Source organism: Dactylosporangium sp. NPDC050688 (assembly GCF_040654515.1).
GTDB lineage: Bacteria > Actinomycetota > Actinomycetes > Mycobacteriales > Micromonosporaceae > Dactylosporangium.
The window spans coordinates 177277-189902 of the sequence record NZ_JBFAIC010000006.1 but is presented as its reverse complement, the minus strand read 5'-3'; the positions used below and the strand labels follow the sequence as shown (position 1 = coordinate 189902).

15 protein-coding genes are annotated in these 12626 nt (G+C 70.2%); 12 read left to right on the top strand and 3 right to left on the bottom strand.

The window, feature by feature from the left end; all coding sequences use genetic code 11:
• The first annotated feature begins 110 nt into the window (after positions 1-110).
• From AB0H83_RS08855 to AB0H83_RS08815, 9 genes are all read left to right on the top strand, one after another.
• Positions 111-1331: a pectate lyase gene (locus AB0H83_RS08855; RefSeq protein ID WP_360089219.1), complete on the top strand. Its 1221-nt coding sequence runs from the start codon at positions 111-113 to the stop codon at positions 1329-1331.
• Positions 1332-1454: 123 nt separating this feature from the next.
• Positions 1455-2555 (top strand): pyridoxal-phosphate dependent enzyme, encoded by a 1101-nt coding sequence (locus tag AB0H83_RS08850; RefSeq protein ID WP_360089216.1) that lies wholly within the window; start codon positions 1455-1457, stop codon positions 2553-2555.
• 393 nt (positions 2556-2948) lie between these two features.
• Positions 2949-3098, top strand: coding sequence for a hypothetical protein (locus AB0H83_RS08845; protein ID WP_360089213.1), 150 nt, complete (start codon positions 2949-2951; stop codon positions 3096-3098).
• 114 nt (positions 3099-3212) lie between these two features.
• Positions 3213-4217, top strand: coding sequence for a hypothetical protein (locus AB0H83_RS08840; protein ID WP_360089210.1), 1005 nt, complete (start codon positions 3213-3215; stop codon positions 4215-4217).
• Positions 4218-4406: 189 nt separating this feature from the next.
• The gene (locus AB0H83_RS08835) at positions 4407-5459 is read left to right on the top strand and encodes a virulence RhuM family protein (protein WP_360089207.1); all 1053 of its coding nucleotides are present in this window, start codon (positions 4407-4409) and stop codon (positions 5457-5459) included.
• A gap of 147 nt (positions 5460-5606) precedes the next feature.
• A complete protein-coding gene (locus AB0H83_RS08830) occupies positions 5607-6146 on the top strand; it encodes a hypothetical protein (RefSeq protein WP_360089204.1) in 540 nt (179 codons plus the stop codon).
• A 58-nt stretch (positions 6147-6204) separates the two neighbouring features.
• The gene (locus AB0H83_RS08825; protein ID WP_360089201.1) at positions 6205-6783 is read left to right on the top strand and encodes a helix-turn-helix domain-containing protein; all 579 of its coding nucleotides are present in this window, start codon (positions 6205-6207) and stop codon (positions 6781-6783) included.
• A 74-nt stretch (positions 6784-6857) separates the two neighbouring features.
• Entirely contained in the window at positions 6858-7328 is a 471-nt protein-coding gene (locus tag AB0H83_RS08820) for a DUF4334 domain-containing protein (protein ID WP_360089198.1), read from the top strand.
• A gap of 26 nt (positions 7329-7354) precedes the next feature.
• A complete protein-coding gene (locus tag AB0H83_RS08815; protein ID WP_360089195.1) occupies positions 7355-8449 on the top strand; it encodes an NAD(P)-dependent alcohol dehydrogenase in 1095 nt (364 codons plus the stop codon).
• A gap of 181 nt (positions 8450-8630) precedes the next feature.
• On the opposite strand, the gene AB0H83_RS08810 is transcribed toward AB0H83_RS08815, so the two are convergent.
• Positions 8631-9044, bottom strand: coding sequence for a DUF6069 family protein (locus tag AB0H83_RS08810; RefSeq protein WP_360089192.1), 414 nt, complete (start codon positions 9042-9044; stop codon positions 8631-8633).
• Positions 9045-9197: 153 nt separating this feature from the next.
• On the opposite strand from AB0H83_RS08810, the gene AB0H83_RS08805 reads away from it, so the two are divergent.
• Positions 9198-9866 carry a DNA alkylation repair protein gene (locus AB0H83_RS08805; RefSeq protein WP_360089189.1) on the top strand — a complete coding sequence of 223 codons (669 nt, stop codon included), beginning with the start codon at positions 9198-9200 and terminating at the stop codon, positions 9864-9866.
• A 5-nt stretch (positions 9867-9871) separates the two neighbouring features.
• Here the strand turns inward: AB0H83_RS08805 and AB0H83_RS08800 are convergent, their stop codons facing one another.
• Positions 9872-10495, bottom strand: coding sequence for a hypothetical protein (locus AB0H83_RS08800; protein WP_360089186.1), 624 nt, complete (start codon positions 10493-10495; stop codon positions 9872-9874).
• Positions 10496-10561: 66 nt separating this feature from the next.
• Positions 10562-11158: a dihydrofolate reductase family protein gene (locus AB0H83_RS08795; RefSeq protein ID WP_360089183.1), complete on the bottom strand. Its 597-nt coding sequence runs from the start codon at positions 11156-11158 to the stop codon at positions 10562-10564.
• Positions 11159-11232: 74 nt separating this feature from the next.
• Here AB0H83_RS08795 and AB0H83_RS08790 point away from each other — a divergent pair, with 74 nt between their 5' ends.
• Both AB0H83_RS08790 and AB0H83_RS08785 read left to right on the top strand, forming a co-directional pair.
• Positions 11233-11724: a helix-turn-helix domain-containing protein gene (locus tag AB0H83_RS08790; RefSeq protein WP_360089180.1), complete on the top strand. Its 492-nt coding sequence runs from the start codon at positions 11233-11235 to the stop codon at positions 11722-11724.
• A 78-nt stretch (positions 11725-11802) separates the two neighbouring features.
• Positions 11803-12561, top strand: coding sequence for a GNAT family N-acetyltransferase (locus AB0H83_RS08785; RefSeq protein WP_360089177.1), 759 nt, complete (start codon positions 11803-11805; stop codon positions 12559-12561).
• The last annotated feature ends 65 nt before the right edge of the window (positions 12562-12626 follow it).

The following is a 12626-nucleotide window of genomic DNA, read 5'->3' as shown; positions in this document are numbered from 1 at the left end:
AGGTACATACCGGACGCCACCTTGCCCCGGCATTGATCTGTCTCTACTTTCCCAGGAAAGCGCTTTCCCGTCGCGGAGGGCGCGACCCTCTCTCGGAAGGTGAGACACGGATGAGACGACCAGTCGCCGTACGGTGGCTAGCTGGGGGAGCTGCCGCGGTCGCAGCCGCCGGTGTCACGCTGGTGCTGCAGGTACCCCAGGCCTCGGCAGCCGACAACCTGAGCCTCGGCGCCGGCGCCGACGGCTCCAGCAAGGCCAGCGGTACCAGCTACGGCAATGTCAAGGACGGCAACACCAGCACCTACTGGTCGCCGGACGGCTCGACCGGCTCCATCTCGATCAAGTGGGGCAGCGCGACGACGGTGGCCTCGGCGGTCATCCGGCAGGCCTCGGGCGGCGGCTCCATCGGTGCCTGGCGCGTCCTCAACCACGACACGAGCGCCGTCCTGGCCAGCGGCAGCGGCAGCCCGAGCACCATCAACTTCTCCTCGGTCTCGCTGAAGAAGATCACCTTCGAGATCACCAGCGCGTCCGGCGCGCCGCGGATCGCCGAGTTCGAGACGTACGCCGGCGGCGGCTCGAACCCGACGTCGACCCCGACGGCCGGCCCCACCGGTAACCCGACGCCGACCTCGACCGGCGGTGGCGGCGGCAACCCGACCACGTCGTGGCCGGCGTCGCAGGGCAGCGTGAAGATCTCCGGGACGATCACCGTCTCCGGCACGTTCGACGGCGGGATGAAGACCTACTGCTGCATCGGCGACGGCGGCCAGTCGGAGAGCCAGGACCCGATGTTCAAGATCGCCAACGGTGGCACCCTGCAGAACGTCATCCTCGGCTCGCCCGCCGGCGACGGCGTGCACTGCGAAGGCACCTGCACGATCAGGAACGTGTGGTGGAACGACATCGGCGAGGACGCCGCGACGTTCAAGGGCACCGGCGGCGGCACCTCGTACGTGATCGGCGGCGGCGCCCGGTCGGGCTCGGACAAGACGTTCCAGCACAACGGCAACGGCACCGTGAGCATCAGCGGCTTCTACCTCAAGGGGTCCGGCAAGCTGTACCGGGCGTGCGGGAACTGCTCCAGCTCGTACCAGCGGCACGTGAAGATCGACAACGTGATCGTCGACGACGTGGACATGGTCGCCGGCATCAACTCCAACTGGGGTGACACCGCGACGATCACGCGGGTGACGGTCTACAACGCCTCCAGCATCACGGTGTGCGGCAAGTACAAGGGTGTCAGCAAAGGCTCCGAGCCGAGCTACCTCGGTGAGGGCTGGAACGACGCCAACTGCAAGGTGAACAGGAGCGACATCACCTACAGGTGACATGAGCAGTCCGGGGTGCCCGCCGGATCCGGTGGGCGCCCCGTTTGCGCAGCGGCCGATCCGGTGGGCGCTCCTTTGCGCGGCGGCTGATCGGCCGCGTGCGGGCATGCGATCATGGCCGGTGTGGGTGATCCCGGCCGCTCGTCGCAGGACGGTGAACGCCGCTGGGCGCAGGAGGCACTGGCGCGGCTGCGCGCCGAGGCGGCCGAGGAGAAGCCCATCGCGCTGCGCCGGTACCCGCTGCCGCAGTCCTGGGGCGTCCGGCTGTACTTCCGCGACGAGTCCCAGCGTCCCACCGGGAGCCTCAAGCACCGGCTCGTCCGGCGGCTCATGGAGGACGCGGTCGTGCGGGGCGACATCCGGCAGGACACCACCGTGGTCGAGGCCACCGCCGGCAACACCGCGATCGCCACCGCCTACTTCGCGCAGCTGATCGGGGTGCCGTTCATCGCTGTCGTTCCGGGCCGGACGTCACCGGCGAAGCGGGACCGCATCGAGCGGTACGGCGGCACCTGCCACCCGTTCGATCCGCCGGCGGCGATCTACGACGAGGCCGCCCGGCTCGCCGCCGAGATCGGCGGGCACTACCTCGACCACCTCGCCGCCGCCAAGCACGCCGAGGACTGGCGCGCCGGGGACGGCATCGGGGCGGCGCTGCTGGCCCAGGTCGTCGCCGTGGAAGGGAACCCGCCCGCCTGGGTCGTCGTCGGTGTCGGTACCGGAGCGACCAGCGCCGCACTCGGCAGCCACCTGCGCTACCACGGCTATCCCACCCGCCTCGCGGCCGTGGACCCGGAGCACTCCGCCTACTGGCCCAGCTGGGTCACCGGATATCCCGGCTACGGCACCGGAATGCCGTCCCGGATCGAGGGCATCGGCCGGCCACGGGTGGAACCGGCCTTCCTGCCCTCGGTCATCGATCTCGCCATGCCGGTGCCGGATGCGGCAAGCGTCGCCGCGATGCGCTACCTCGCGACCGCCACCGGATGGTCGGCAGGCCCGTCCACCGGCACGAACTTCTGGGCAGCCCTGCGCCTCGTCGACCGTATGCGCGCAGCCGGCGAAACGGGCAGCATCGCGACACTGATCTGCGACGGCGCCGACGCGTACCGCGGCACGTACTTCGACGACGACTGGCTGCGCCAGCGGCAGCTCGATCCGGACCCGTACACCAGGACGATCGACCGCTTCCTGACCGGCGGCCAGTGGAGCGAGCCGACCTGAGGTCACCTTGCCCACGGTTCGGGATCGTCGGTTCGTATGCTTCGCGGATGTTCGGACGTCTCTTCAGGCGCGGTCCAGCGCCCGCCCCGCCGGTCGTCGACCAGGACGGGGCGCTCGACGACGGTGACCTGCGCTCGATGCGTGACCGCGCGGTCGCGGGCGACTGGGCGGCGGCCCGCGATGTCGTCGCGGCGGCCGGCACCGATTGGGAGCGTCGCGGACACCGGATCTGGGCGCTGGCCGAGGCCGCGCCACACGACGACGCCGAGTGGCTCGACGCGTGGCTGGCGGCGACCCCGGACGACCCGACCGCGGTGAGCGTGTACGCCGCGGCGCTCCGCGAGCGGGCCCGCAAGGCGCGGGGCGCCGCTGGACATCGCCGTTTCGGACATCGTGGACATACGGAAGTACCGGACCGGCGGCTTCATCCCCAACGGCCTGGCCGTCACCGTGGCGTCGGGCATCGAGTACCGGTTCGTCACCTACAAGCGGAGCCGGTTCATCGCCGCTGTCCAGGAGCTGACCGGCGGCACGCCGGGATGATCCGACCAGCATGAGCGTCCGGGTGGTGACCACTGGCGGCGTCGGGCGTATCCTCCGCTGGCCGATCACGAGCACGGGGGTACGCACGACGTGGGCAGCAGCTACGAAAACCTGATGGTGGTCGGGGACCTCGCCGACGTGGTGTCGGCCCTGACCGGCCTTGGTGCCGACGCATGGGTGGTGCCCGCCGCGGCAGGCCGGGTGGCGGTGCTGCCACGCGAGGATGCGTACGATCGCGCCGACGCCGACGGGCTGGCCAGGTTGCTCAGCGCGACGCTGCGCACACGGGTGCTGAGCAGCACCGTCATCGACTCCGATGCCGTGTTCATGGCCGTGTACCGCGACGGCGACCGCATCCACGAGTACGTCTCCGAGCGGGCGGTGCTCGTCGACTGGTTCATCGGCGACAACGGCGCGCCCGGGTTCCGCCTCGGTGGCGTCGAGTACCCGGCCGACGCGGAGTATCCGACGGGGCCCGGCGGTGCCGATCCCGGCGTGTTCGCACCGCTCGGGGTGGGTCCGGTGGACCTGGACCGGCTCGGGGTCACGCTGCGCGGCGAGTTCGGCACCGACGGGAAGGTCTTCGCCGAGTTCCAGCACCGGCTGATCGTGAAGGCGATGAATCTCGACCCCGCAGGGCTCACCACGGCCTTCCGGTGGGCCCGGCAGGAGGACCTGCCAGGAGCGGTGCGGGTCAAGCCTGCGCCGGCCGTCACGGACGGCTCGGCGGTGGTCAAGGTGGTACTGGTGACCCCACTGCCGCTGGACGCGGACCCGGTCGCGGCCGGGCAGCTGCTCGCGGACGCGACCGCCGGAGGACCACTGTCCTTGAGGGCGGTCGTCGGCTGCGCCGGGGTGCTGCACGGTGCGGCCGGTGGCGCCGAGATCTTCAACGCCCAGCTGCGCATGCGGTCCCGCACGGCGGCGTACTACATCGAGCTTCGGGGGAACGGCGGCGACCCGCGACAGATCCTGAACGCCGCCCGGCAGGTGTGGACCCAGGCCTTGCGCAACCGGTACCAGGCGGCCGCCGGCCAGGGACCGGAGCTGATCAACCTGACGGACGAGCAGTTCGACCTGGGCTTCAGCCGTGCGACGGACTACTGCTCAACGCCGTGACGTCGCTCGGCACGGACGTTGCTGCATGATCAGGTGCACGCCTCTGCGTGATCAGGCGCGCACGTAGTCGCCGACCGTTCGCGCCGAGGAGCGGAAGCCAGCGAGGCCCTGAGTCCAACGAAGTCGCATCTAATGGCCACACGGCCTATAGTTGTCCATGCGTGCTTGCCCTGGAATGGACGGAGATTCATGGTCGACCATGCCGGAGAGATCATTCTCTATCGCCGCGACGACGGCGGCTCGGTCGTCCAGTTGCGTGCCATTGATGGCACGGTCTGGCTGACGCAGCAGCAGATCGCCGAGTTGTACGGCACCTCCGTGCAGAACATTCAGCAGGTGATCGCCCGTGTACTCGCGGACGGCGAGGTGGGCGAGGCAACTATCAACTCAGAGTTGATAGTTCGCACTGAGGGCACCCGTCAGGTCCGACGCGAGATGAAGTTCTACAACCTGGAAATGATCCTGGCGGTCGGCTACCGCGTCACCACGTCAAGGGCGGTGCAGTTCCGGCAATGGGCCACCACGGTGCTGACTGAGTACCTCGTCAAGGGCTTCGCGATGCAGGACGAGCGGCTGAAGGACGCCACAGCCGCTGACTACTTCGAAGAGCTCCTCGCACGAATCCGAGACATCCGTGCGTCAGAGAAGCGGTTCTACCAGAAGGTGCGTGACATCTTCGCCACGACGAGCGCTGACTACTCGCCGGTTAGCACCGTTGCCAAGACCTTCTTCGCCACGATCCAGAACAAGCTGCTCTATGCCGTCACCGGACACACTGCCGGAGAGCTCATCATCGCCCGGGCGGACGCCGCATCACCGTCGATGGGTCTGACGACCTGGCCTGGCCGACAGGTGCGCAAGTCGGATGTCACGGTCGCGAAGAACTACCTCACCGAGGACGAGGTCATCGAACTCAACCGGCTGACCACGATGTTTCTGGACTTCGCGGAGGACCGAGCCCGTAGACGGCAGCAGATTCTGATGGCCGAGTGGGTGCAACGAACCGATGCGTTTCTGACCTTCAACGAGCGCGATGTGCTGGCCAACGCCGGCCGGGTCTCCGCCGCAGAGGCCGAAGCTGAGGCCGGACGGGTCTACGCCGACTTCGATGGTCGGCGGCGGGAGCATGAAGCGGCAGCCGCGCGCGAGGAGGAAGAGCGGGATTTCGCCACCCTTGTCGAGATCGAGCGGATCGGCTCGGTGAAGCGAAGCAAACCGCAACGGAGCAATCCCGTCGACTGACCGAACGCATCCGCTCATGTTTGATACGCAGGCGACCGGATGCCGGGGGTGCAGCGTCGTCCGCGACGTTGCTCGGCACGGACCTTGCTGGCATGATCATGCGACCGTGAGGCGGCCGCTGGAGCGCCGCCGTGATCGAGGTGGGCAGTGGGACTGTTCAAGCGGCGTCCGTCGACTCCCGTCAAGCGGCTCATGACGGCCGCCGGCCTGCCGACCGCGGGCGGTGAGATCCCCGTGGGCGACATCGTCATGGACGTGGCGCGCCGCAGCAGCGGGCGGGTCGCGGCGACCCTTACAGTGGTCGAGGAGCTGCTCGGCGAGGGAGGCGACGCGGCGCGGGCCGCGACCGGGTTCCTCGAGGATCTGCAGAACGCGGTGTCTCACGGCGCCGAGGACCTGCTCACCACGGCGGAGCTGCTGCCGTTGCGGGGGCCCCGGACGGTGGACGCGTGGGATTCACTGGACCGGTTCTGGGCCGATGTCGTCGCGTGGGGCGACGAGAACGGCGTGGAGCTGGAGTCGAGCGCGTCGCTGCGCGACATCAGCCATCCGGGCCTGCGAGCGTCCCTGTGGTTGTCGTACCGGAGCCTCCCCGACGGGCGACGCGTTGGCCTTGCCGACGTGGTGCGGTACGAGATGACGACCGGCATGCCGATGGCCGTCCTCGGACCCCACTCGGAGCGGTGACGCCGGGCCGGGTCGTCGCGTCCGGTCGGCATGAACGATCTTTACTAAAGTTGTCAGCATGACAGCGACGGACGACGCCCGCAGGTACCGGATCATGAAGGCCGCGGTCGTCACCTTCGCCCGCTACGGGTACCGCCGTACCTCGATGGAGGCGATCGCACAGACCGCCGACATGTCACGACCGGCGCTCTATCAGCACTTCAGCAACAAGGAGGCCGTGTTCCGCGAGGCGACCCGGTGGGCTCTCGACCGGAGTGCGGGCAACGCGGAGACCGCCGCCGCAGCCGCCCAGACTCCGGAGGCGCGGATCGAGGCGATCCTCGGTGTCGTACTCGCCCTGCACACCCCCGGCCTGGAGTCGAACCACTTCTACGAACTCATCGACGAGGTGCAGCTGAGAGCCGGCGACCTCTGGAGCCAGTACGAGAAGCGGATCGTCGACGCCATCCGCGACCTGCTTGTGGACTCCGTTGAGCGGTTCGACATCGCGCGTTCCGGGATGGATGCGGAGGACATCGCCACGGTGCTGTTCTTCGGCACGAAGGGCATCAGCCTGGATTCGCACGCCACCGAGCACCGGCGGCGCCATGTCCGGGTCTTCGTCACCGCGGTTCTCCGGGGCCTTGCCGCATCCTGACATTTTCTGTCTATCCTGTCAGCAAGCCTGGCATTGATGCCCGCGCTCCGGGGGTACGGCGAGAGGGAGTCACCATGAACGCGAGCAAGGCCCGAGCCCGCTTCGCCGAGCTGCGCCAACAGGACAGCCAGGTTTCCGCCGCCGAACTCGACGAGATCTGGGCCGTACTGGACACGGTCCGCCCCGAAGAGATCCTCGGCGAGTGGAAGGGCAGTGAGTTCGACACGGGGCACCCCATCAACGGGCAGCTGGACCAGGCGAGGTGGTACGGCAAGACCTTCGCCACCGTCAAGGACGTCAAGCCGCTGATCTGCTGGAACGACAAGGGCGAGCTGTACTCCAACACCGCGCTCGGCAAGGGCGAGGCCAGCCTGTGGACCGTCGAGTTCCGCGGTGAGCCGACCGCGACGATGGTCTACGACGGCCAGCCGATCTTCGACCACTTCAAGCGAGTCGACGAGAACACGCTCATGGGAATCATGAACGGCAAGCACTTCCCCGCCGACGGCCCCTTCTTCTATTTCGTTCTCGAGCGCGTCGCCTGAGCCTCGGTCGCTCGAAGGAGTTGGTCATGCAGGTCCGAGCAGCCGTCACCGACACCCCGGGTGGACCGTTCGTCATCCAGTCCGTGGATCTCGAAGCCCCACGGCCGCACGAGGTGCTGGTCAGGATCGCCGCGGCCGGCCTGTGCCACACCGACCTCAGTATGCAGGCGACCTGGCCCCGCCGGCTCACTCCCATGGTCTTCGGCCACGAGGGGGCCGGTGTGGTCGAGGCGGTCGGCGCGGAGGTGACCGGTCTCGCGCCGGGCGACCACGTCTGCCTGACCTTCAACAGCTGCGGTTCGTGTGAGCAGTGCGCGGCCGGGCACCCGGCCTACTGCCACTCCCAGCAGACCCTGAACACCTCCGGCGGCCGTGGCGACGGCACCACCCCGTTGTCCCGCGACGGGGCCCCCGTACACGGCAATTTCTTCGGCCAGTCCAGTTTCGCCACGTTCGTGCTCGCCCATGAGCGCAACACCATCCGGGTTCCCGCCGACCTGCCGGCTGTCGTTGCCGCGCCGCTGGGCTGCGGTGTACAGACGGGTGCGGGAACGGTGTTCAACCGGCTGCGCCCCGAGCCGGGAAGCTCCCTCGTCGTCATCGGTGCCGGCGGCGTCGGACTCAGCGCCCTGATGGCCGCGAACGTCCTGGGCTGCGACCCGATCATCGTCATCGAACCGGTCGCCTCGCGACGCGCCCTGGCCATCGAGCTCGGCGCCAAGGCGGCACTGGACCCGGGAGCAGCCGACGACCTCGTCACCACCCTGCGCGACCTCACCGGCGGCGGCGCACACCACATCGTGGACACCACCAGCCGATCGGAGATGCTCCGGCAGGCCGTCGCCGCCCTGCGTCCCCAGGGCGACCTCGCCCTCGTCGGCATCGGCACCAAAGTCGAATTCGATGTCATGAGACTGCTCAGCAAGGGGGCCCGTGTCCACGGCGTGATCGAGGGCGACGCGGACCCGGCGCGCTTCATCCCCGAACTGGCCGACCTCCACCAGCGCGGACTCCTCCCGCTGGACCGGCTCATCGCCACCTTTCCCTTCGAGAACATCGGTGCCGCCGTGGCCGGCATGCGTGACGGCACCGCGATCAAGCCCGTCCTCACGTTCGACTGAGGGAGCGTCCGCAGCAGCCCGCCCGCCGGTCTGTGCCGTGTCACGTCGCGATGCTGCCCGACGTGCCTGCCGGGCGCATCCGGTGGATCCCCGCTGACGCGGAGCGCCTCGTCTACGGCGGCCCGGAACCCGACCTCGCCGTGTAGCGACCCGACCGGCCCCACCCCGCCGATCACGGGTGTCAGCGGGCCAGCCGGCGGGCGATCGCCGGGATGACGATGGCGGCGGCGACGAGGTGGGTGAGGATGAGCAGGGCCTTGGTGTCGGGGGTGGCGGCGGCGATCACGTCGGGCACCAGGGACAGCGCGGTCAGGGCGACGGTGGTGCGGACGAACGTGCGACGTGGGCGGCGGGCCTTGTGCGCCAGGACCACGGCGAGGGCCAGGCCGATCAGGGAGAAGATCGCGGTCAGCTGGGGGAAGCTGAGGATCGGGATGGGTGCGCCGTCGATGTCGAGGCTGATCCCGGCGGCGGTGCCGGCGGCGGCGACGGCGGTGGCGGCGGCGCTGGCCAGGGCGGTGGCGGCCAGTCCGGTGCCGATGAGGGCGGCGGTACCGGTGGTGCGAGCGGGAGTCGTGGCGGTGGTGGTGGACATGGTGACCTCCGGTGTGGTGCGACCGGCCCGGTGCCGGTCTCATACATAGGTCGAGCGGACCCCACCCCGGATCGATAGCCCGCCGAACTTTTCTCCACGAATTTCGTCGTCCGCCTCGTACGCTGGTCAGGGCCGGTCGACGGGAGGAGCGCGGTGGGCGACACGACGGTGGCCGAGGTGCTGGCGGAGCTGGCGGCGCTGGAGGACCCGAAGGTCCGCGCCGTGAACGAGAAGCACGGCGACGACCACGGTGTGAACCTCAGCAAGCTGCGGGCGGTGGCGAAACGGCTCAAGACGCAGCAGGACCTCGCCCGGCAGCTCTGGGCGACCGGTGACACCGCGGCCCGGCTGCTGGCGACCCTCGTCTGCCGGCCCAAGGCGTTCGAGCAGGACGAGCTGGACGGGATGCTGCGCGGTGCGCGTACCCCTAAAGTGCACGACTGGCTGGTGAACTATGTCGTGAAGCAGAGCCCGCACGCGGAGGCGCTGCGACTGGCGTGGTTCGCTGACCCGGACCCGGTGGTGGCCAGTGCGGGCTGGGCCCTGACCACCGAACGCGTGGCGAAGGGCCCCGCCGGCCTCGACCTGGCCGGGCTGCTCGACGTCATCGAGGCGCGGATGAAGGACGCCCCCGACCGGCTGCAGTGGGCGATGAACCACTGCCTGGCCCAGATCGGCATCGACCACCCCGAGCACCGCACCCGCGCCGTCGCCATCGGCGAGCGCCTGGAGGTCCTGAAGGACTACCCGACCCCGCCGAACTGCACGTCGCCGTACGCCCCGAGCTGGATCGCCGAGATGGTCCGCCGGCAGGACGCCTGAGGGGTTCAGGCGAGGTAGCGGACCTCGAAGGTGATCGAGATCCGGTTGTTCGTCGTGTCGTACTCGTCGAAGTGGCTCGCCGTCCACAGCGTGAACGTGTAGATGCCGGGGGCCTGGGGCGCCCGGAACGCCATGGTGCTCTCGCCGTACGACATGGTCGGGATGCCCGGGCCGTAGCAGGTCGCGTTGCGCGGGGCGGTGCCGGCGTACAGGCTGGCGTCGGTGAAGTGTCCGGTGCCCTGGTCGCAGCGCAGGAGCAGCCGGCGCCCGTCGACCCAGGCGGTCCTGCGGCCCATCGGCCGCACGTCGCGCCCGCCGTCGAGCAGCGCGGCGAGGACCGCGGCGGCGTCCCAGCCGAACACGTCCACGTCGTCGAGGGCGACCGGCGCCGGGTCCGCCCCGACCGGCGACAGCGACACCGTGCCGGCACCCGAGTCCTCGTCCGTCGTGTGTACCGTCACCGCGACCCCGGCCACGGTGAACGCGACGGCCCACCGCGCCCCGCACACGAACACGTCCCGCACGTCGCCCCCGGCCGCGGCGGCGACCTCGGCGCGGGACATGCCGAACGTGACGCACTGCCGCGGCGGCAGCCGCACCCCACGCCCGGGCATCAGGTCGAACATCACCAGCCCACGATCCCACCCGCGCGCCACCGGCCGGGCCGGGTCCTCAGCCGGAACCCGCGACCTGCCTCAGTGGGGGAGCGGCTCCTTGACGTCGCGGATGGCGTACCGGTGCATGGTGACGCCGTGCGCGAACGAGCGCTGCTCCAGCAGGTCGAAGTCGATCGGCATCTCATGGTCGTCGAACAGCGGCCGGCCGAAGCCGAGGAACGACGGGTGGGTCCAGAGCAGCAGCTCGTCGAGCAGCCCCGCCCGCAGCAGCTGGGTGGCGAGCGTCGCACCGCCCACGCTGATGCGGCCGCCGGTCCCGGCCCGCAGGGCGGCGAGCTGCCCGATCGCGTCGTCGCCGCCGATGACCCGGGTGTTGTGGCCGGCGTCGTGGCGGGTGCGGGAGACGAGCACCTTGGGCTTGGCGGTCCAGATCTCGCCGTACTCACGCATGTAGTCCGGCAGCGACGCGTCCCCGGGCGCCTGTGGCCAGTACTCCTCCATCGTCTCGTAGAAGACCCGGCCGTGGACCATGAGCGCGAGCTCCCGCGTCTGCGCGTTGGCCTCGCGGTGCAGCTCCTCGCTGAGGCGCAGCCACTCGCCGGCGCCGTTGTCCCCGGGCACCTGCTCGATCCGCAGGTCGAGCGACACGTTCATCGAGTAGACGAAGCGGCCCATGCGCTCCCCGTCCGCCTAGTGGTTGTCTTCTGCAATCACTATATTGGGGGCGAAGCACGTGTCAAGGAGGAAGCGTGGAACCAAGGTCCGGGTGCCCGATCAACGCCGCCGTCGAGCTGCTCGGCGACCGCTGGTCGTTGCTCGTGCTCCGCGACGTCATCTTCGGTGACCGCCGCTACTTCCGGGCGCTGCTCACCGGGTCGATGGAGGGCATCGCTTCGAACATCCTGGCCGACCGTCTCGTGCGGCTCGTCGAGGCGGGACTGCTCACCCGCGGCACCGCCGCGCGGGGCCAGCGCGCCCGGTACAGCCTCACCGAAGCCGGCATCCAGACGCTGCCGGTCATCTACGCCCTCGGCAACTGGGGCCTCGACTGGCGCCCGGGCACCGACGAGCTGCGGATCCGGCAGCAGCTGATGCGCGAGGAAGGACCGGCGTTCATCGAAGAGCTCATGGCCGAGCTCCGCGTCCGCCACCTCGGCGCATCCCCGAGGCAGCACGACGGCCCGGGCCCGTTCGAGCGCCTCGCCGCCGCCTACACCGCAGCCGCCGTCGACGAGCGGTGAGCCGCCGCGCGAAGTCGCGGGTGAGCATCCACCGGCGGTCGGGCATGATCACGGGATCAGTCAACGGGGAGGGTTCGCATGACGATCGAGACGACCAGCGCCGAAGGGCAGCTCGCCGAGGCGCCGCTGCGGCAGGCGCGCAACTCGGCCGCGTTCTGGGCCGCGACCGGACGCGTTCGCGGCCACGAGGTGCTGCGCCGGCCCGGGTACCTCGCGGTAGCCGGTGACGAGCGGGCCGGGCTGCGGATCCTGATCCAGGAGCCCGGGCTCGGCGGCGACGTCCTTGCCGAGATCGCCGAGCTGGCGGCCGGCGCCGTGGGGCCGGTCGACATCGAGGACCCGTTCAGCAGCGCCGACCTGACCCACCTGGGCATGCGGACCTGGCAGATGCCGGTCATGCTGCGCCCGCCCGGTCCGGTCGCCGTGCCGGCGATGGCCGTGCGCCGGGCGGGCACCGAGGAGGAGCTGCACGCCGCGGAGCGGGCCGTGATCGAGGGGTTCGAGCTGGGCAGGTTCGAGCCGCACCGCGGCGGTGAGCTGTTCCCCGCGGCGCTGGTCGAGCAGCCGGGCGTCGACGTGTTCGTCGCCGAGCTCGACGGGGAGATCGCCGGGGCGTGCGTCACCGTCCTCGACGACGGGTACGGCAGCCACTACTGGGTCGGCACCCCGGCCCGGTTCCGGTCCCGCGGGGTGGGGCGGGCGGTCATGCTCGGCTCCCTCGCCCACCTGACCGGCGTGCCGGTCACGCTCACCGCGTCACGGCTCGGGCGGCCGCTGTACGAGTCGATCGGCTTCACCGCCGCCGCGCCCGCGACCTGGTGGTCCTCGACGCGCTGACGGCAGGGGCACGGCAGCGACAGCGGTCCGGGCCGGGCATTCATCTGTTTCCCTGAGGCGGCAGC